Raw genomic sequence first — 18,924 nt, forward strand, 5'->3', positions numbered from 1 at the left:
ACCTCCTAATTGCTGTATGACGTTGCAACCTCTTCCGCCTTGGCTGCAGCGGCAGCAACCGCATCATCAATGGACACATTTTCTGAAACAACGGTCTGCCAGCACTCGCCGCATATATCCCTCAGCTCAGCAAGACCTGCAAATGCAGGATAGATCACCGCACTGTCAGAGGCTTCCGCAAAACCGGCATATGCCTCATCCTTTTCACAGATCGCCGTCAATGCGTCATTGACAACCGGCAGACGGCAGGTGGCTTCGTTCCAGGTTACACTATTTTCAACGCTTGTCATATATTTCAGGAAATCCGCTGCTACTTCCGGATTCTTGCAGGTGCTGCTGACCGTCATACCCACGCTGGAAAATGAAGTCACAGGGTCAACTCCTTCAGCTGTTGGCATTGGGAAACTTCCCATCTTACCCCGCATCTCAGGATTGGCGTTGTAAATTCCTCCCAATACATTGGATGCGCTGAAAAACATACAAGCCTGGTCAGCCGCTATCATTGTGTAAGCCTCAGAATAACCGGTCTCGATCAGTCCCGGAGGTGTTACTCCCTGGTTTGCAGCCATATTGACAAAGGATGTCATTGCATTTTTAAACTCCGGTGTTCCAAAGCCCGATGTAAAGGTACCATCCCCATTGTCAGTAACAAAGTCACAGCCGTAGGTCAGGGCAAATGTCTGGAACCTGGACTCGGCGGAATCATTTCTGGTTCCTGCAAAGGCACAGCCATACCGGTCGGTTTTGCCGTCCCCGTCCAGATCCTCCGTCAGAGCCTTGGCTGCCTCAAGGAACTGCTCCCATGTCTTTGGTATCTCAATTCCTTTTTCCTCAAACAGGTCTTTTCTGTATACCATGGCCGTAATGTTATTCTGCCATGGCATATAAACCAGTGTGCCGTCCACTGTTGCATTTTCAACAGCCGCAGGCATGAGGCCATTTAAGTATTCCTCACCCAGAAGCTGGTCCATATTGCTGACGCTCATTCCCATCTCCAGACAATTAGCGGAATACGCCTCTGTCATGGTGAAGATATCAGGAAGGGTCCCCGCCGTGGCCTGAGTGATCAGTGTGGTATACAGATCATTCATGGAACACTCCACCGGTGTCAGCTTGACGTTTGGATACATGGCCATATAATCATCCATCACACCTCTTAAATAGGGTCCCCCGTCAGAATCCCCAAGGGAGGTGATCATCACATCCAGAGAGACATCTCCTGCCCCCGCCACATCAAAGGTGCTGTTATAGTTCTTTTCTACAGCAGGCGCTGAATCTGCGGCAGCCGCTGTATCTGCGGCCGTTGTATCCGCCGCGTTCCCCTCTTCTGCCTTTGCAGCGGTGGTGCCTGCCCCCGTTGTGCTCTGCGTTCCTGATCCCCCGCAGCCCCCCAGCATGCTTACAGCCATAACCGCTGCTGCCACAGTCCGCATTAACCTTCTCTTTTTCATAAAATACTTCCTCCTTTTTTGATTTGTACATATTTATGATTTTTTTTATTTAGTACACTTGCATTTTGTATGTTTTTATTATATAAATATGTATATTGAAAAGCAACTTAATTAAAATAAATATCTCTTTAGTTTTTCTAAAGTTCATTGTGTATTTTTCCATATTTTAATTTTAGAGGAAGGGGGTTTTTGTTATAGAAAGCAAACTGATCGAATATATCATAACCATTGCCAAGCATAAAAGCATCTCAAAAGCCGCAGACGAGTTATATCTGACCCAATCCGCCCTGAACCAGCAGCTGCTGAAATTGGAGACAGAACTGGGCGCTCCCCTGTTTGTCCGCACAAGGAATCACTGGGAGCTTACTGAGATCGGGAAACTCTACGTGGAACGCTCCCAGCAGATCCTCCAGATAAAAAAGCAGACCTACAACCAGATCCAGGATATGGCAAAAAAATGGACTGGCACCATCACCATTGGGCTGACACCAGAGAGAGGGATACAGATGTTTACAGCTATTTATCCCATCATCCATGCCAAGTATCCGGAAACTATTTTCCAGCCCATTGAAGCAAATGTGGATACACAGGTTAAAATGATGGATTCCAAGGAAATGGATATCAGCTTCCAGACCATTTTCGAGAGAAAGTATAAGCATCTGGTGTACGAAACTATTTTCTATGAGCCCTTTTACCTGTGTATCCCCAAAACCCACCCCCTGGCTTACAAGGAGAAAACAGAACCGGACCAATATCCTGAGATATCCCTGTCTCTTTTTAAAAACGAACTGTTCACCCTGGTCAAAAAATCCTCCACCATGCGTGTTGTCATTGACCAGCTTTTTAAAAAGTCGGGTTTTGAACCAAATCTTCTCTTTGAATCCACCAGCATGAGAACCATGCTCCGGCTGACTGAAAACAGCCAGTGCTGCTCCATCATCCCCAGATATTACGCCCTGCCCAACAGCCATGTTTCCTACTTTTCCCTGGGACCTGACGCCAGCTGGGAACTGGCCGCCGTCCACGCCCGGAACCACTATATCAACAATGCTGCCAAAGACTTTATACGGATGGCTGTCACCTATTGGCGGGCCCACCCATACAGCGACTAATGCAGATCCATTGAAAGAGGAACATAAGCTTGCCGGAAACGCCGGGGCTTTTCCGCTGAAGATACCGGCAGCCTGCCGGAGGAAAGCAAAAGAAGAACGCTTCCAGGTGTCTATACCTGAATGCGTTCTTCTTTTTTATAATACGGGACTTATTCACAGCCCCTTTATCCCTTAATCTGCCGCTGGATCTCACGCGGCCGGCCGATGGAATTTCTTTTATACTTCTTCATCCTCATCCACATCAGCCATATCATCCAATGCCAGGACTTCTTCCGCCACATTGTCCTCTGTGAGATTCATCTCATTCTCATCCTCAGAGGCCAGGACCAGCTCATCCTCATCGGAAAGCATAATCTCATCGGAAAGCATCTCATCCGTGTCCAGCTTCACATTGCGGTAACGCTTCATGCCCGTACCTGCCGGGATCGGCTTGCCGATGATAACATTTTCCTTTAATCCGATCAGATGATCCACCTTTCCGTTGATGGCCGCCTCGGTCAGAACCTTGGTAGTCTCCTGGAAGGATGCTGCTGAAAGGAAGGAATCTGTTGCCAGGGATGCCTTGGTGATACCAAGCATTACCTGTCTTCCGTCCGCCGGTTTCTTGCCATCGGCGATCAATGCTTCGTTCATCTCGTTATAATCAAGCACATCCATGGATACGCCGGGCAGAACATCGCTGTCGCCGCTCTCCTCGATCTTGATCTTCTTTAACATCTGATGAACAATCATCTCAATATGCTTATCATTGATCTCCACGCCCTGGAGACGGTAAACGCGCTGTACTTCCTGAAGCATATAATCCTGAACCGCACGCACGCCCTTGATCTTCAGGATATCGTGTGGATTGATACTGCCTTCCGTCAGCTCATCGCCTGCTTCCAGCACCTGGCCGTCCAGCACCTTGATCCTGGAGCCGTAAGGGATCAGATAGGTTTTGGAATTTCCTGTCTCGTTGTCCGTTACAGTAATCTCCCTCTTCTTCTTGGTATCCTTGATCTGTACCACGCCGCCAAACTCAGTGATGATGGCAAGACCCTTTGGCTTACGGGCCTCAAAAAGCTCCTCCACACGGGGAAGACCCTGTGTGATATCGCCGCCGGCCACGCCGCCCGTATGGAACGTACGCATGGTCAGCTGCGTACCAGGCTCACCGATGGACTGTGCCGCAATGATTCCGACTGCCTCGCCCACCTGTACAGGCTGGCCGGTAGCCATGTTGGCGCCGTAACACTTGGCGCACACACCCACGTGGGACTTACAGCTTAAGACTGTACGGATCTTGATTGTCTTTCGGCCGGTCTTGTTCAGCACCTTCATAACAGCTGCCGCACGCTTTGGTGTACACATATGGTTAGCCTTGACCACAACCTCTCCTGTGTCAGGATCCGTAATGGTCTCAGCAATATAACGTCCTGTGATCCTCTCTTCCAAGTCCTCGATCATCTCGTTGCCGTCCATGAAAGCCTTGATCTCCATAAACGGGATATCCCTGCCCTCACAGCAGTCCACTTCACGGATGATCAGATCCTGAGAAACATCTACCAGACGCCTTGTCAGGTAACCGGAGTCAGCCGTACGCAGAGCCGTATCGGACAGACCTTTACGCGCTCCATGGGCGGAGATGAAGTACTCCAGTACGTCCAGACCTTCACGGAAATTGGACTTGATGGGAAGCTCGATGGTGTGTCCCGTTGTATCCGCCATCAGTCCACGCATACCTGCCAGCTGTTTGATCTGCTTATCAGAACCACGGGCGCCGGAGTCAGCCATCATGTAGATGTTGTTGTACTTATCCAGCCCGGTCAGCAGGTCATGGGTCAGCTGATCATCGGTGGTTTTCCAGGTCTCAATTACCTCTTTATAGCGCTCCTCCTCGGTGATCAGTCCGCGGCGGTAGTTCTTGGCAATACGGTCAACGGTTGCCTGCGCTTCCTCGATCAGCCTCGGCTTGCTCTCAGGCACGGTCATATCGGAAATGGAAACCGTCATGGCTGCCCTGGTGGAATACTTGTAACCGATAGCCTTGATATCGTCCAGTGTCACGGCTGTCTGGGTAGCGCCATGGACATTGATAACCTTTTCAAGAATCTGCTTCAACTGCTTCTTGGCCACATGGAAGTCTACTTCCAGCTTTAACTCATTCTCCGGGATGCTTCTGTCCACAAAGCCCAGATCCTGAGGAATGATTTCATTGAAAATAAAACGTCCGATGGTGGATTCAATCACACCGGTTTTCACAGTACCGTCCGCCATGGTCTTGTTGACCCTTACCTTGACGCGTGAATGCAGGGTTGCCTCCTGGTTCTCATAAGCCAGGATCGCCTCATTGACGCTCTTGAAAACCATGCCCTCACCCTTTGCGCCGGGACGCTCCTGGGTCAGATAGTAGATACCGAGTACCATATCCTGTGAAGGAACGGCAACAGGGCCGCCGTCTGAAGGCTTTAACAGGTTGTTAGGGCTTAAGAGCAGGAAGCGGCATTCTGCCTGTGCCTCTACGGACAACGGCAGATGGACAGCCATCTGGTCGCCGTCAAAGTCGGCGTTAAACGCAGTACACACAAGAGGATGAAGCTTGATCGCCTTGCCCTCTACCAGAATCGGCTCAAATGCCTGGATTCCCAGTCTATGGAGCGTAGGGGCACGGTTCAGCATAACAGGGTGCTCTTTGATAACATCCTCCAGCACATCCCATACTTCTGACTGCAGTCTCTCCACCATCTTCTTGGCGTTCTTTATATTGTGGGCGGTTCCGTTGGAAACCAGCTCCTTCATAACAAAGGGCTTAAACAGCTCGATAGCCATCTCCTTGGGAAGACCGCACTGGTAGATCTTCAGTTCAGGTCCTACTACGATAACAGAACGTCCGGAGTAGTCAACACGCTTGCCCAGAAGGTTCTGGCGGAAACGTCCCTGCTTACCCTTTAACATATCGGAAAGGGACTTGAGTGCACGGTTGCCCGGGCCTGTAACAGGTCTGCCGCGGCGGCCGTTGTCGATCAGGGCATCCACAGCCTCCTGGAGCATACGCTTCTCGTTGCGGACAATGATATCCGGAGCGCCCAGTTCCAGCAGTCTTGCAAGACGGTTGTTCCTGTTGATGATCCTTCTGTATAAGTCGTTAAGGTCAGAGGTGGCAAAACGTCCGCCGTCCAGCTGTACCATGGGACGGATATCAGGCGGGATCACAGGGATCACATCCATGATCATCCACTCGGGACGGTTGCCGGAGTTTAAGAATGCCTCCACCACTTCCAGCCTCTTGATGATCCTTGCACGCTTCTGGCCCGTGGAATCCGCCAGGGCCTTGCGCAGGTCCAGAGAATCCTTTTCCAGGTTAATGCTCCTTAACAGCTCCTGCACGGCCTCAGCGCCCATTCCCACACGGAAACCGCCGGTGCCGCCGTACTTCTCCACCTCTTCCCGGTACTCCTTCTCAGACAGTACCTGCTTATACTGCAGGCTGGTGGAACCGGCATCCAATACAATATAGGAGGCAAAATACAGCACCTTCTCCAGTGTTCTGGGGGAGATGTCCAGGATCAGGCCCATACGGCTGGGAATTCCCTTAAAATACCAGATATGGGATACGGGAGCGGCCAGCTTGATGTGGCCCATGCGCTCTCTACGGACACTTGCCTTTGTCACTTCCACGCCGCATCGGTCGCAGATAACACCTTTATAACGAATCTTCTTGTATTTACCACAATGACACTCCCAGTCCTTACTAGGCCCGAAGATCCTCTCACAGAACAGGCCGTCTTTCTCCGGCTTTAACGTTCTGTAGTTAATGGTCTCCGGCTTTTTGACCTCGCCGTGGGACCACTCCAGGATCTTATCAGGGGAGGCCAGACCAATCTTAATGGCATCAAATGTCATTGGATGATAAGTTTCATTAGTTTCTGGCATGAGCATTTACTCCCTTCTATTCTTCGTCTTCATCGTCAGCAGAATCATCCAGGAAGATCTCCTCATCATCTGCCTCCTCGATATAATCATCGGCTGCCTCTTCTTCGTCCACAGTCACCAGTTCGTTGTTCTTGAACTCCTGTTCCTGGTAGCCCAATTCAGCATAAGGCTCCTCTGAAGGTGCAAAACGGCGGTCGCCTTCCAGCATGGCGCGAAGCTCTGTATCGCCGTAATCGATATTCTCGGCCATCTCAACTTCCGTGCCGTCATCGCGCAGAACCTGAACATCCAGTCCAAGGGACTGCATTTCCTTAAGGAGAACCTTAAAGGACTCAGGCACGCCCGGTTCAGGGATGTTCTCGCCCTTAATAATGGCTTCATAGGTCTTCACACGGCCTACCACGTCATCCGACTTCACAGTCATGATCTCCTGCAGGGTGTAGGAAGCGCCATATGCCTCCAGAGCCCAAACCTCCATCTCTCCGAAACGCTGTCCGCCGAACTGTGCTTTGCCGCCCAGTGGCTGCTGTGTTACCAGGGAGTATGGGCCGGTTGAACGGGCATGAATCTTATCATCAACCAGATGGTGCAGTTTCAGATAATGCATGTGTCCGATGGTAACGGCTCCGTCAAAGAACTCGCCGGTACGTCCATCGCGCAGGCGCACTTTACCATCCCGGCTGATGGGGACACCCTTCCACAGTTCGCGGTGCTCCAGATGGGAGCCAAGGTAGTCCATAACCTCGGGTTTAATAAGGTCTTTATATTTTGCCTCAAAGTCTTCCCATGTCATATTTACATAATCGCTGGAAAGCTCCAGGGTATCCTGAATATCATTCTCGTTTGCTCCGTCAAAGATAGGCGTGGACACGTTAAAGCCCAATGCCTTGGCAGCAAGGCTTAAGTGGATCTCCAGCACCTGTCCGATGTTCATACGTGAAGGCACGCCAAGAGGATTCAGCACAATGTCCAGAGGACGGCCATTGGGCAGGAATGGCATATCTTCCACAGGAAGCACGCGGGAAACAACACCCTTGTTGCCGTGACGTCCGGCCATCTTATCACCAACGGAAATCTTACGCTTCTGGGCAATATAGATTCTCACGGTTTCGTTCACGCCAGGGGAAAGCTCGTCTCCGTTCTCCCTTGTAAACACCTTTGCGTCCACAATGATGCCGTAGGCACCATGGGGCACCTTTAAGGAAGTATCCCTTACTTCCCTTGCCTTCTCACCGAAGATGGCACGAAGCAGCCTTTCCTCAGCGGTCAGTTCCGTCTCTCCCTTGGGAGTAACCTTACCTACCAGGATATCTCCTGCGCGCACCTCAGCGCCGATACGGATAATACCGCGCTCATCCAGATCCTTTAACGCATCCTCGCCCACGCCGGGAACATCACGTGTGATCTCTTCCGGTCCCAGCTTGGTGTCACGGGCCTCTGCCTCGTACTCCTCAATGTGGACCGATGTATATACGTCTTCCTGGACCAGACGCTCAGAGAGAAGAACCGCATCCTCGTAGTTGTATCCTTCCCAGGTCATGAATCCGATCAGCGGGTTCTTGCCAAGGGCGATCTCGCCGTTGGATGTGGATGGGCCATCGGCAATTACCTCTCCAACCTCCACGTGGTCGTTCTTATAAACGATCGGCTTCTGGTTGTAGCAGTTGCTCTGGTTGCTTCTCTTAAACTTGGTCAGATGGTATACATCACGGTTGCCGTCCTTATCCCTCTTGATGATGATCTCGTTGGATGCGGAACGTTCAACCACACCGGCATTCTTTGCAACCACGCAAACGCCGGAGTCAACAGCTGCCTTTGCCTCAATACCGGTTCCTACTGCAGGCGCTTCCGTGGTCAGAAGGGGCACTGCCTGACGCTGCATGTTGGATCCCATCAGGGCGCGGTTAGCATCATCGTTCTCCAGGAAAGGAATCATGGCCGTAGCCACGGAGAATACCATTTTCGGAGAAACGTCCATCAGGTCAATGGACTTTTTCTGGAACTCGGATGTCTCTGTACGGAAACGTCCGGATACATTATTATGGATAAAATGCCCCTCGTCATCCAGTGCCTCATTCGCCTGGGCAACCACGAAGTTATCCTCCTCGTCAGCTGTCAGGTACACCACCTCGTCCGTAACCCTGGGGTTATTCGGATCCGTGCTCTTATCCACCACACGGTAAGGCGCTTCGATAAAGCCGTACTGGTTCACCCTTGCATAGGTTGCCAGTGAGTTGATCAGACCAATGTTGGGACCCTCAGGCGTCTCAATGGGGCACATACGTCCGTAATGGGTGTAGTGTACATCTCGCACCTCAAATCCGGCACGGTCCCTTGACAGACCGCCAGGGCCCAGGGCGGAGAGACGGCGCTTATGGGTCAGCTCGGCCAGAGGGTTATTCTGATCCATGAACTGGGACAGCTGGGAACTTCCGAAGAACTCCTTAACCGCCGCGGTCACGGGTTTGATATTGATCAGGGACTGGGGCGTAATACCGTCCATATCCTGGGTTGTCATACGTTCCCTTACCACACGCTCCATACGGGACAGACCGATGCGGTACTGGTTCTGAAGCAGTTCGCCCACGGCGCGGATCCGCCGGTTGCCCAAATGGTCGATATCATCTGCGTTTCCCACTTGCTGCTCAAGGTGCATATTATAGTTAATGGAAGCAAGAATATCTTCCTTTGTGATATGCTTTGGGATCAGGTCATGGATATTCCTGCGGATCGCTTCTTTCAGCTCCTGGGGATCGGTGCCAGCTTCTTCCAGAATAGAAGAAAGTGCAGGGTAGTATACTAATTCCGTGACCCCCACCTCTTCAGGATCAAAGGGCACATAGGAGGAGAGTTCCACCATCATGTTGGATAAAACCTTCTGCTTCCTGTCAGGTCCGTCAACCCAGACATAAGGAACAGCGGCATTCTGGATCTGCATGGCAAAATCCTTGTGAAGCTTAGTTCCGGCCTCTGCCAGGATCTCACCTGTGGAAGTATCCACCACATCCTCTGCAAGCACCTGTCCGTTCAGACGGTACTTGAAGGAAAGCTTCTTATTAAATTTATATCTTCCCACTTTGGCCAGATCATATCTTCTGGGATCAAAGAACATACTGTTAAGCAAACTTTCCGCACTGTCAACAGATAATGGCTCACCGGGACGAATCTTCTTGTATAATTCCAGCAGACCATCCTGGTAATTATCGGATGTATCCTTTCCAAAGCTGGCTAATAACTTAGGCTCTTCACCAAAGAGCTCCAGAATCTCCGCATTGGTACCGAATCCCAGGGCACGGATCAGAACAGTCACTGGTACCTTACGGGTTCTGTCTACACGTACATAGAACACGTCATTGGAATCTGTCTCATATTCCAGCCATGCACCACGGTTGGGGATGACAGTACAGGTATACAGTTCCTTACCTACCTTATCATGGCCAATACCGTAGTAGATACCAGGGGAACGTACCAGCTGGCTGACGATAACACGCTCAGCACCGTTGATCACAAAGGAACCGGTATCTGTCATCAAAGGCAGGTCGCCCATGAATATCTCGTGTTCGTTCATTTCATCTTTATCTTTATTGTACAGTCTTACCTTTACCTTTAGTGGTGCGGCGTAAGTTGCATCCCGTTCTTTACACTCTTCGATGGTATATTTAATATCATCCTTACACAATGTAAAGTCAACGAATTCCAGACTTAAATGTCCTGCGAAGTCTGCTATCGGAGAGATATCATCAAAAGCTTCCCTGAGTCCTTCGGCTAAGAACCACTGGTAGGAGTCTTTTTGAATCTCAATCAGGTTTGGCATCTCAAGCACTTCTTTCTGTCTTGAGTAGCTCATTCTTACGCTTTTCCCGGCCGGTACCGGACGTATTCTGCTTTTCTCCATTGACGTTTCACCCCTGTTTTCTAATTTGGTTCGTAATATTTTTATTCCGTTTGTTATTGATACAATCTTCACTGAAATCCAGTGCTGCCGCGGGGGATGATCCCTCCGGGAGGCAGTAACATTGCGCCGAACAAAACAAAATATCACTGTCGTTCTCTGTGATTGGGCGGAGGGCATCTTACCAAAGGGCGCAAAAAGCCCACCTCACCACAATAGTGCACACTCCATAATAACACAGCCCTGTCAAGGTGTCAAGCATTTTTCACTTGCTTTTTGCCGGTGAAAATGATATACTATTAAAGAATGTCCCCTGGGGTTGTGGAATAATTAACAGGTGTACCAGAGCATGCCAGAAAAATATTTGTGCCTGTCTGACTGCTCCGTTTGCAAGGGCGGAGACTGCTGATCCGATATGAGAAGAGGAGCAGCCAGACAGGTGCAATGATGTTTCAAGCAGGCTCCAACGGGGGGAATGACAATATATTTACAGTTTGGAGGTATACCTTTATGGCAGATACCATTATGCACGTACTGCTTGTAATCTTAGCCATTGCAGTGGTCGTTCTGGTTGTTCTCTATTTTCTGGGGAACAGGCTGCAGAAGCGTCAGCTGGAGCAGCAGCAGCTCATAGACGCGGCTGCCCAGACCGTATCCATCCTGGTGATTGACAAGAAGAAGATGAAGATTACCCAGGCCGGACTACCAAAGGCAGTGACTGACCAGACGCCAAAGTACATGCGTTGGGCAAAGGTACCGGTGGTCAAGGCTAAGATCGGTCCTAAGGTCATGACTCTCATCGCGGACGGACGGGTGTTTGAATCCCTGCCCATCAAGACAGAGGCCAAGGTTGTGATCAGCGGTATTTACATCACCCAGATCAAAAGCGTGCGCGGGGGCGCGATCCCGACTCCTCCCAAGAAGAAGGGGTTCTTTGCCAGATTCAGGAAGAACAAGTAAACAAAAAGAAGCGGCCAAACCGCTTCTTTTTTATTTGCCTTTATACCATTTGCCTTCATACCGCTGCTTACCATTCCTGCACATTCCCGCATCATCAGCACATATACTTTAATTAGCGGACATCTGTGTGTAGGAACCGGCACATGACTGGACATCCAGCCGTATGCTGCAGTCCGACAGATGCTCGTAGTTGATGTCCAGGGAGTAGTCAATATCCACCTTCAGGCTGTCAGGCTGTTCCTTGATCTTTATCTTGTTTGCCTGAATCCCCACCACCATATCCCCCAGGGGGGTAGTATAGCAGGACAGGTTTTTCTTGTTCTTCTCAAACTGCATATGGGTGTTGGCGATTCCCTTTTTGATGATATCCATCCCCACCGGGGATATCTTGATCACGTTCTTCACCTTGCCCTCAAAGCCTTCCATCACTTCATCATAGAGGATGTAGTGCTTTCCATTCTTCTGATAGTAATCACCCCTCACTATCATCTCGACGTCTGAGTCCTCTTCGTCCATCATCTGGATACCGCTGATAGTGATCAGCACATCTTTCGTCATAGTTCTTCCTCTTTTCCTCGCCCGTCACCTGTGCCTGTCTTACAGCCGTTTACGTGCAAACGCATTTCGCCTGCCCAGCGAGGTCCTTATGAGCTTAGTATCGTCAAAGTTTCCATTATGCATAGCGTTCCATGCCATGGGACAACAGCTTTTCCACCAACTGGTCCTTGCTGATCCCCCTGGCCTCCCACAGCATGGGGTACATGCTGATGGCTGTAAATCCGGGCATGGTATTGATCTCGTTAAAGACCACCTCGCCATCGTCCTTTACAAAGAAATCCACGCGGGCCAGACCGTATCCGTCCACTGCCCGGAATATATCCATGGCAGCTCTGCGCACACGCTGGGCGGCCCCGTCCGGGAGTTCAGGATCTGTCACGGTACGTGAGTCCTCGTTAAAATACTTGGCATCAAAGTCATAAAACTCTGCGGCTGCCAGGATCTCTCCCACGCCTGAGGCTTCCACCGCACTGGTGCCTCCTCCGAACACAGCGCATTCAATCTCCCGTCCCACAATGGTCTCTTCCACCAGTATCTTCCTGTCATGGCGGGCCGCCTCTGTAAGTCCGTCCATCAGCTCCCGCCTGTTGTCAGCCTTGCTGATGCCCCTGGAAGAGCCTGCATTGGAAGGCTTGATGAACACGGGATAGGGAAAGTGCTTTTCAATCCGTTCCGCCACCTGGTCCATGGCAGACAGTTCTTCCCTGTACACCGCCTCGTATTCCGCCTGGCGTATTCCCAGGTCCGATACAATGATTTTTGTATACAGTTTATCCATGGATACTGCCGAAGCCAGAACACCGCAGCCCACGTAGGGAATCCGGGCCAGTTCCAGAAGTCCCTGGATGGTGCCGTCCTCGCCATACAGCCCGTGAAGGACGGGGAACACGACATCCAGCTTCACCTCTTCTATCTTATCTCCATCCATCAGGATCATGCACTTCCTGGTAGCATCCGGCGAAAGCAGGGCTGTCACAGTACCTCCTCTCCAGGCACCAGTCTTCACATCATCCAGTGAGTCCGCCTTGATCCAATGTCCTTCTTCTGTGATGCCTACCAGCAATACATTGTAACGTGTTCTGTCTATGTGCTCTATAACATTGGCAGCCGACATACAGGACACAATGTGCTCTGATGACTGTCCGCCAAATATAACTGCAGCTGTTAGTTTGCTCATGTCAGTCTCCTTTTAGTCCGCAAAAAATGCGCTTGGTTCATGATTATAGTATATCATATGTGGCAATAATTACAAACAGAAATTAATTTGGCAAGTAGGGCCAATTTATCAAAAAACTTTGATTTTAGGAGGTTTTAACATATTATGAAATACAAAATCAGCCTGTGCATATCCGCACTTTGTTTTTTAACCGCATTTCTCATCACACTGGCCGGCCGCACCACCGGGGAGGAGGCCCTGGCTTCCCGCATCGCCCCGGAAATCCTTCGTTTCCATATATTGGCGGAAAGCAACAGCGCCCAGGATCAGGCTCTTAAGCTGGGTCTTAAAGGACTGGTCCTGGACTATGTCCACAGCCAGGTACCGGACAGCTCCGGCAAAGAGGAACTCATAACCTGGTTGGAAAACAATAAGACCAGCATCGAAACCATGTCCGAGGAATGGCTTTCGGACCAGGGCAGCGACCATCCGGTGACACTGGAAGTCACACAGGACTATTTTCCCACCAAGGCATACGGCGACATGGTATTTCCCTGCGGCACTTATGACGCTGTGAGGATCACCATAGGCAGCGGAAAAGGACACAACTGGTGGTGTGTCCTCTATCCTTCCCTCTGTTATACGGATTCCATCCGCGCGGTTGTGCCTGATTCCTCCAAACAGACCCTGGCCTGTCTCCTGGATGAGGATGACTATCGTTCCCTGCTGGCACAAAAAGACAAGGACGGTAAAAAACCGGAGGTCCGGGTCAGGTTCCGTTTCCTGGACCTGCTGCAATAAGTATTCCCAAATAAAATATATTAAAGCGTCTTCTGTCCGTCCAGCAATTCCTGAAGCGCCTCATCGCTCACATCGATCCACACATCCTCTTCCTCTGCATTCAGGCCCAGGTACTGGGCCAGGGTGCGGGGATCATCACTGTTGTTCCAGCGGCTGATATACCGGTCTATCTCCTCAAAGGGGATCTCCCCTGCCAGATAACGCTCCTTAAAGGTTCCTTCTTTTAATGCTTCTTTCCTGTCCAAATCTTCCTCCATTACCTTCTCCCCCGGCCTACAGCCGCGCTGTCCATTTCCTGCTCCTTGATATTGCGGGAAACCGTGATCTCCTGGTTATCAATATGCTCCCTGGCCGCGTTCTTGGCCTCCGCGATATTGCGGTTTCTCAGGGCCTTCAGAATGTGCTCATGCTCCACCAGAAGGACCTGGCGCTTATCCTCATCCTTTATGTACTCCAGGCGGTATCTGTACATCTGTTCCCGAAGATTGTTAAGTATCTGAACCAGCTTGTCGTTGCCTGTCCCCTGGTAGATCACATCATGATAATGCTCATCTGTCTCCGCAATAGCCATTGCCTCTCCCCTGGCAATGGCATTCCTGAAGCTTCCCTGGACCCGCTCCAGCTCATCCATATCTTCCTCGGACATCCTCTGACAGGCCAGTTCTATGGCCAGTTCCTCCAGGGAACGGCGCACCTCCAGCACATCCCTCAGGCTCCGCTCAGATATCTTGGCAACCTCGGCGCCCTTTCTGGGTATCATCAGCACCAGGCCTTCCAGCTCCAGTTTGCGGATGGCCTCCCTGATGGGTGTGCGGCTGACCCCCAGCTTTTCCGCCAGCTGGATCTCCATGAGACGCTCTCCCGGAGCCAGCTCCCCCTTTAATATAGCCTGCCTTAATGTATTAAATACAACATCCCTCAGCGGCAGGTACTCGTTCATGTTAACCTTAAAATTATTTTCCATTGTATCAAACCCCTTTCCTCCATGATTTGCCATGACTGATATACTCTATTACTGATTTCTTCTCACATTAAAAAAGTTAGTCAGGTAGACCTGCCTTGCAAGCTCTGAAGCCTGCCCAAACCGAAGCGCCTCATAAGCTGACTGGGCCGCTCTTGGATTGGTAAAAAGCCCGAATACGGTGGGACCGCTGCCGCTCATCATGGCGTTTACCGCCCCGTAATCCCGCATCACCTGTTCGATCTTTGCAATCACCGGATACGTTTCCCCGGTTACCAGTTCCAACACATTGCCGAATTTACCGGCCACCTCCATCAGGTCCCGGCGGCGGATCGCATCCACCATTCCGTCTATATCCGGGTGGTCTTCCGGGGCCAGCTCCATGGCATCCAGTCTCTCGTACACGGTCTTGGTGGAAACGCTGATACCCGGTTTTGCTATGAGCACCTGGCACTGTGGCATGGGAGGCAGCTCGGAGAGCTTTTCACCGATCCCCTCGGAAAGAGCGGTTCCCCGCATCAGGCAGTACGGGATGTCAGCCCCCAGCGTCACGCCTCTCTCCATCAGATCCCTGGTGGTAAGGCCAAGCCCGAACATCTTGTTCACGCCAAACAGCACCGAGGCAGCGTCCGTGCTTCCGCCTGCCATGCCCGCGGACACGGGAATGAACTTGCGCAGATGAATGGCAACCCCCTGCCTGATATGGAACTCATCCATCAGAAGCTTTGCAGCCCTGTAAGCCAGATTCTGCTCATTGGTAGGCAGATAGAACAGGTTGGTCTCAATCCGTATGCCCGGCTCGCTGGTCCGGTACAGGTCAATGCGGTCATGAAGCCCAACGGTCTGCATGATCATCCGCACTTCGTGGTATCCGTCCTGGCGCCTGCCCAGCACATCCAGGGCCAAATTGATCTTTCCATATGCTTTTAAGCGTAAATGTGTAATCATACCTGCGCTCCTCTATATGTAAATTGCTGACACTGTTCAGGACATTCATTTTCCCTCTGTTCTGAACTGTTACAAATTGTTTGTATTTCTGTTTTTATAATACATTATATTGTATACAATACTTTCAGGTTTTTTTCAAGTTAAAAATGAAAAAACCGGCAGATTTTTTTCTGCCGGCCGGAGATTATCTGCTCTTTAAATTTTCAATTGCCTTTTTCATGGCCTCATCCTCCTCACCCAGCATGGGCGTGGAATCAGAATGTACCTTGTCCTCATCTTCCTTGGGAATGTACTTCTTAAAGATCATGGTAAAAAAGTAAGAATTGACAAACGCAATCAGCGGCATTCCAAAAAGCATCAGGAGCATGGAAGCCTGGGGCAGGTAAAACAGGCTGAAATAGGAGGCGGCCACCATGCCCGCATCAATGACAAGGATGCCAATGGTCTGCAGCAGATGCCGCACCGACATAAAGAACGCGTTCATGATGGTCCGCTTTACCGGGTTATAGAACCTGGCCTGCAGTGGGAATACGTAGGTGAGGATAAACATGTAGATTAAAAGCATTCCCCCTGACACAGCGGTGAGAACTGTCTTTAACATACCTCCAAGGGCCATCTGTCCGCTGATAAAAAACCAGAAGTCCACCGACAGCACCAGTCCTGCCGCCAGCAGGATGAGCCAGATGGCAGTTGCCTGCTTAAAATTATTCTTAAAGGACCGGAAAAAGGAACGGATGGTGGAATCATCCTCATCCCTTGCCAGTTTCAGGGTTACATAATATACGGCCGTGGTGGAAGCGCCAATGGTGAACACAGGGATGGAGCAAATGATCCACAGGATGTTGAGGAGGATCAGATCTCCCAGCTTGCCTATGAACCTCCACACCGGATTGTCATAATTGAATAAACCTTGCAACATATACCGTCCTCTTCTTTCTGTAAATAGATTTTCAAACACACTTCAGAACTATTCTATCATATTAAACAGAAAATGCAAAGAGTTATAACATGCCCTACCCCCCTGCGCCATATATCAATCATTTTCATAAATTTTTAATGTGCCCCTTTTCCCATTCTATGGTATACTAACAGGAAATACCATATGAACAATACATAAAATGGAAGGAACAGCATTTCTATGTCCGTAAGAAAAGAAGCTGAGGCTGAGAAACAAAAGTTAAAGAACATGTCCTGGAAGGACAGGGCATGGTATGTATGGGAATATTATAAATTCCACATCCTGGCCCTGATACTGGCAGCCGGCGCCCTGTGGACCGTGGGCACCATGATCTACCGCCAGACTTTTACCACCCGGCTGTCCATAGCCGTCATCAATGATAGGGCGGGAACCACCAGTTCCACCGCCGGTCTGGAGGCAGGGCTTAAGGAGGCCCTTGGATGCGGCAGCAAGGACCTGATCGAATTCAACGAAGGCCTGTCTGCAAGCTTTAGTGAAGACAGCATGTCCCAGTACGATTATGCAACTCTTGCCAAGATATCCGCACTGGTGGCCAGCAGGTCACTGGATGTGGTCATAGGGGACCAGGCCTCCATTGACCACTATGCCTCCATCAATGCATATCAGAACCTGGAGGAGTATCTGCCTCCCGAACTTTACCACAAGGTGAAGGACCATATATACCGTGCCAATGATGAACAGGGCAGCTTACAGCCCTTTGCCATTTCCCTGGAGGATACCGCCTTTGCCCAGGAAACCGGGATCCTTATGGATCCTCCCTATCTGGCGGTGATATCCAGCGCTCCGCATAAAGAAGCTGCCCTTGTGATGGTCGGGTACCTGTTTCCCTGACCGGTGGTTGGGTACCTGCATCCCCGGTTGGTGATCGGTTATCTGCTTCCCTGATTGGGGGCAGAATGCGGGTTTCTCTGATACATTCCATTCCCAGGCGTTCCGCCATCGCGCGGCTCGCCTGGTTTTTTTCATCGATCAGGGCGCACAGCCTGACATCCAGCACCTCATGGGCATAGTCCATGATGGCGGAAACAGCCTCGGCCCCATACCCCCGGCGCCTGTACGGCCGGAAAATGTGATATCCCAGCTCCAGCCACGGCACGGTCCGGTCCGGATCGTTTTGGTATAAAAGCTCCTCCATCTCCTCCGGAAGCCTGGGATTGGAGACCCCGGCCATTCCCACCAGCACATCCGTCTCTTTCTCCGTCAGGGCCCAGGTCCCGTATTCGTAAAATCCATACTGCCTGTCTATGTATAGGGCCAGAAGCTCCCGGGAACGGAACACGCCCTCCTGGGCACCGTACTCCTCCTCAGGTATATGATCCGCATCCTCCTCCACAAACTCCCGTATGACCAGCCTTCCTGTGGAGGCAATGAGCCAGGGCAGCCCCAGATGCCGGCGCAGCACCAGCTGTGCCAGTTCCCGGCTGGCATCCTCAAACCCGGGAATAACATAGGAAACGCCCTTTAAATACCATTTATTTCCATCTCCCTGAACGCCAATAATGGCCCTCCCGGCTGCTTGCGCTGCCAGAAGGGCCTCAGGCTCATCAGATATAATCACCGGATGGGATACTCCATCCAGTTGGATCCTATATTCGATTACCATACACGGCCTGCCTTTTACTGTTGCTTACACTGTCTCCGGTTCCGGATATGTCTCCCCAAAGGTTTCCACTGTCATGGACTTGATCTTCTGCTCCTTCATGGGACGGTCATTATAATCCGTCTGCACATCCGCGATCTTGTTCACAACATCCATACCCTCTGTCACCTTTCCAAATCCGGCATAGGCACCGTCCAGATGCGGGGAAGTGGCATGCATGATAAAGAACTGGGAGCCGGCAGAGTCCGGCATCATGGATCTGGCCATGGAAAGAACGCCTGCCGTGTGCTTTAAATCATTCTTAAAACCATTCTGCGAAAACTCTCCCTTGATAGAGTAGCCCGGACCGCCCATACCGTTTCCGTTGGGGCATCCGCCCTGGATCATGAATCCGCTGATTACACGGTGGAAGATCTTCCCGTCATAAAAGCCCTTGTTTACAAGGCTGATGAAGTTGTTAACTGTATTGGGTGCGATCTGCGGATATAACTCAGCCTTCATCACATCCCCATTGTCCATGGTAATGGTAACTACTGGATTTGCCATCTTACTATTCTCCTTTTATCAACGGCCGGATAAGGCCGGCCTTTTTTC

15 protein-coding genes are annotated in these 18,924 nt (G+C 50.8%); 4 read left to right on the forward strand and 11 right to left on the reverse strand.

Translation table 11 applies throughout. The annotated features are described in order from the left end of the window. Positions 1-5: 5 nt before the first annotated feature. Positions 6-1,451 (reverse strand): ABC transporter substrate-binding protein, encoded by a 1,446-nt coding sequence (locus ABID13_RS14120; RefSeq protein ID WP_007866569.1) that lies wholly within the window; start codon positions 1,449-1,451, stop codon positions 6-8. A 218-nt stretch (positions 1,452-1,669) separates the two neighbouring features. Between ABID13_RS14120 and ABID13_RS14125 the strand changes: the two genes are divergently transcribed. Further along, positions 1,670-2,563 (forward strand): LysR family transcriptional regulator, encoded by an 894-nt coding sequence (locus tag ABID13_RS14125; RefSeq protein WP_270279512.1) that lies wholly within the window; start codon positions 1,670-1,672, stop codon positions 2,561-2,563. A 216-nt stretch (positions 2,564-2,779) separates the two neighbouring features. Here the strand turns inward: ABID13_RS14125 and rpoC are convergent, their stop codons facing one another. After that, positions 2,780-6,481 carry a DNA-directed RNA polymerase subunit beta' gene (gene rpoC, locus ABID13_RS14130; protein WP_007866571.1) on the reverse strand — a complete coding sequence of 1,234 codons (3,702 nt, stop codon included), beginning with the start codon at positions 6,479-6,481 and terminating at the stop codon, positions 2,780-2,782. A gap of 10 nt (positions 6,482-6,491) precedes the next feature. Next, on the reverse strand, positions 6,492-10,370 hold the full coding sequence (gene rpoB / locus ABID13_RS14135; protein WP_082173883.1) for a DNA-directed RNA polymerase subunit beta: 3,879 nt from the start codon (positions 10,368-10,370) through the stop codon (positions 6,492-6,494). A gap of 507 nt (positions 10,371-10,877) precedes the next feature. On the opposite strand from rpoB, the gene ABID13_RS14140 reads away from it, so the two are divergent. Then, positions 10,878-11,327 carry a hypothetical protein gene (locus ABID13_RS14140; RefSeq protein ID WP_007866573.1) on the forward strand — a complete coding sequence of 150 codons (450 nt, stop codon included), beginning with the start codon at positions 10,878-10,880 and terminating at the stop codon, positions 11,325-11,327. A gap of 108 nt (positions 11,328-11,435) precedes the next feature. On the opposite strand, the gene ABID13_RS14145 is transcribed toward ABID13_RS14140, so the two are convergent. Beyond that, positions 11,436-11,885: a YwiB family protein gene (locus ABID13_RS14145; protein WP_007866574.1), complete on the reverse strand. Its 450-nt coding sequence runs from the start codon at positions 11,883-11,885 to the stop codon at positions 11,436-11,438. A gap of 115 nt (positions 11,886-12,000) precedes the next feature. Next, the gene (locus ABID13_RS14150) at positions 12,001-13,062 is read right to left on the reverse strand and encodes a D-alanine--D-alanine ligase family protein (protein ID WP_048929942.1); all 1,062 of its coding nucleotides are present in this window, start codon (positions 13,060-13,062) and stop codon (positions 12,001-12,003) included. 144 nt (positions 13,063-13,206) lie between these two features. Here ABID13_RS14150 and spoIIR point away from each other — a divergent pair, with 144 nt between their 5' ends. Beyond that, positions 13,207-13,842 carry a stage II sporulation protein R gene (gene spoIIR, locus ABID13_RS14155; protein WP_048929943.1) on the forward strand — a complete coding sequence of 212 codons (636 nt, stop codon included), beginning with the start codon at positions 13,207-13,209 and terminating at the stop codon, positions 13,840-13,842. A 20-nt stretch (positions 13,843-13,862) separates the two neighbouring features. Here spoIIR and ABID13_RS14160 read toward each other — a convergent pair whose 3' ends face one another. The 4 genes from ABID13_RS14160 to ABID13_RS14175 all read right to left on the reverse strand — a co-directional run bounded on the left by ABID13_RS14160 (position 13,863) and on the right by ABID13_RS14175 (position 16,670). Then, the gene (locus ABID13_RS14160) at positions 13,863-14,099 is read right to left on the reverse strand and encodes a hypothetical protein (protein WP_048929944.1); all 237 of its coding nucleotides are present in this window, start codon (positions 14,097-14,099) and stop codon (positions 13,863-13,865) included. Then, the gene (locus ABID13_RS14165) at positions 14,099-14,806 is read right to left on the reverse strand and encodes a GntR family transcriptional regulator (RefSeq protein ID WP_048930116.1); all 708 of its coding nucleotides are present in this window, start codon (positions 14,804-14,806) and stop codon (positions 14,099-14,101) included. The genes ABID13_RS14160 and ABID13_RS14165 overlap by 1 nt, the downstream gene beginning before the upstream one ends. Before the next feature lie 48 nt (positions 14,807-14,854). After that, positions 14,855-15,751, reverse strand: coding sequence for a 4-(cytidine 5'-diphospho)-2-C-methyl-D-erythritol kinase (gene ispE, locus ABID13_RS14170; RefSeq protein WP_007866596.1), 897 nt, complete (start codon positions 15,749-15,751; stop codon positions 14,855-14,857). A 184-nt stretch (positions 15,752-15,935) separates the two neighbouring features. Then, positions 15,936-16,670 (reverse strand): YesL family protein, encoded by a 735-nt coding sequence (locus ABID13_RS14175; RefSeq protein ID WP_045093516.1) that lies wholly within the window; start codon positions 16,668-16,670, stop codon positions 15,936-15,938. Positions 16,671-16,889: 219 nt separating this feature from the next. On the opposite strand from ABID13_RS14175, the gene ABID13_RS14180 reads away from it, so the two are divergent. Beyond that, positions 16,890-17,561 carry a hypothetical protein gene (locus ABID13_RS14180; protein ID WP_007866602.1) on the forward strand — a complete coding sequence of 224 codons (672 nt, stop codon included), beginning with the start codon at positions 16,890-16,892 and terminating at the stop codon, positions 17,559-17,561. Here ABID13_RS14180 and ABID13_RS14185 read toward each other — a convergent pair. Both ABID13_RS14185 and ABID13_RS14190 read right to left on the reverse strand, forming a co-directional pair. Further along, positions 17,476-18,333, reverse strand: a complete 858-nt coding sequence (locus ABID13_RS14185; RefSeq protein ID WP_007866604.1) for a GNAT family N-acetyltransferase — start codon at positions 18,331-18,333, stop codon at positions 17,476-17,478. The two genes, ABID13_RS14180 and ABID13_RS14185, sit on opposite strands and share 86 nt — an antisense overlap. Before the next feature lie 24 nt (positions 18,334-18,357). Then, on the reverse strand, positions 18,358-18,876 hold the full coding sequence (locus ABID13_RS14190; protein WP_007866607.1) for a peptidylprolyl isomerase: 519 nt from the start codon (positions 18,874-18,876) through the stop codon (positions 18,358-18,360). Between the last annotated feature and the right edge of the window lie 48 nt (positions 18,877-18,924).

The sequence above is a fragment of the Enterocloster citroniae genome (genome assembly GCF_040545455.1).
GTDB lineage: Bacteria > Bacillota > Clostridia > Lachnospirales > Lachnospiraceae > Enterocloster > Enterocloster citroniae.

Excerpts from the sequence above, each read along its gene's own strand:
- ABID13_RS14165 (WP_048930116.1), bottom strand. The coding sequence starts at position 14,806 with ATGGAAAATAATTTTAAGGTTAACATGAACGAGTACCTGCCGCTGAGG.
- spoIIR (WP_048929943.1), top strand. The coding sequence starts at position 13,207 with ATGAAATACAAAATCAGCCTGTGCATATCCGCACTTTGTTTTTTAACC.
- ABID13_RS14160 (WP_048929944.1), bottom strand. The coding sequence starts at position 14,099 with ATGGAGGAAGATTTGGACAGGAAAGAAGCATTAAAAGAAGGAACCTTT.
- ABID13_RS14145 (WP_007866574.1), bottom strand. The coding sequence starts at position 11,885 with ATGACGAAAGATGTGCTGATCACTATCAGCGGTATCCAGATGATGGAC.
- rpoB (WP_082173883.1), bottom strand. The coding sequence starts at position 10,370 with ATGGAGAAAAGCAGAATACGTCCGGTACCGGCCGGGAAAAGCGTAAGA.
- ABID13_RS14175 (WP_045093516.1), bottom strand. The coding sequence starts at position 16,670 with ATGTTGCAAGGTTTATTCAATTATGACAATCCGGTGTGGAGGTTCATA.
- ABID13_RS14185 (WP_007866604.1), bottom strand. The coding sequence starts at position 18,333 with ATGGTAATCGAATATAGGATCCAACTGGATGGAGTATCCCATCCGGTG.
- ispE (WP_007866596.1), bottom strand. The coding sequence starts at position 15,751 with ATGATTACACATTTACGCTTAAAAGCATATGGAAAGATCAATTTGGCC.
- ABID13_RS14140 (WP_007866573.1), top strand. The coding sequence starts at position 10,878 with ATGGCAGATACCATTATGCACGTACTGCTTGTAATCTTAGCCATTGCA.
- ABID13_RS14190 (WP_007866607.1), bottom strand. The coding sequence starts at position 18,876 with ATGGCAAATCCAGTAGTTACCATTACCATGGACAATGGGGATGTGATG.
- ABID13_RS14150 (WP_048929942.1), bottom strand. The coding sequence starts at position 13,062 with ATGAGCAAACTAACAGCTGCAGTTATATTTGGCGGACAGTCATCAGAG.
- rpoC (WP_007866571.1), bottom strand. The coding sequence starts at position 6,481 with ATGCTCATGCCAGAAACTAATGAAACTTATCATCCAATGACATTTGAT.
- ABID13_RS14120 (WP_007866569.1), bottom strand. The coding sequence starts at position 1,451 with ATGAAAAAGAGAAGGTTAATGCGGACTGTGGCAGCAGCGGTTATGGCT.
- ABID13_RS14180 (WP_007866602.1), top strand. The coding sequence starts at position 16,890 with ATGTCCGTAAGAAAAGAAGCTGAGGCTGAGAAACAAAAGTTAAAGAAC.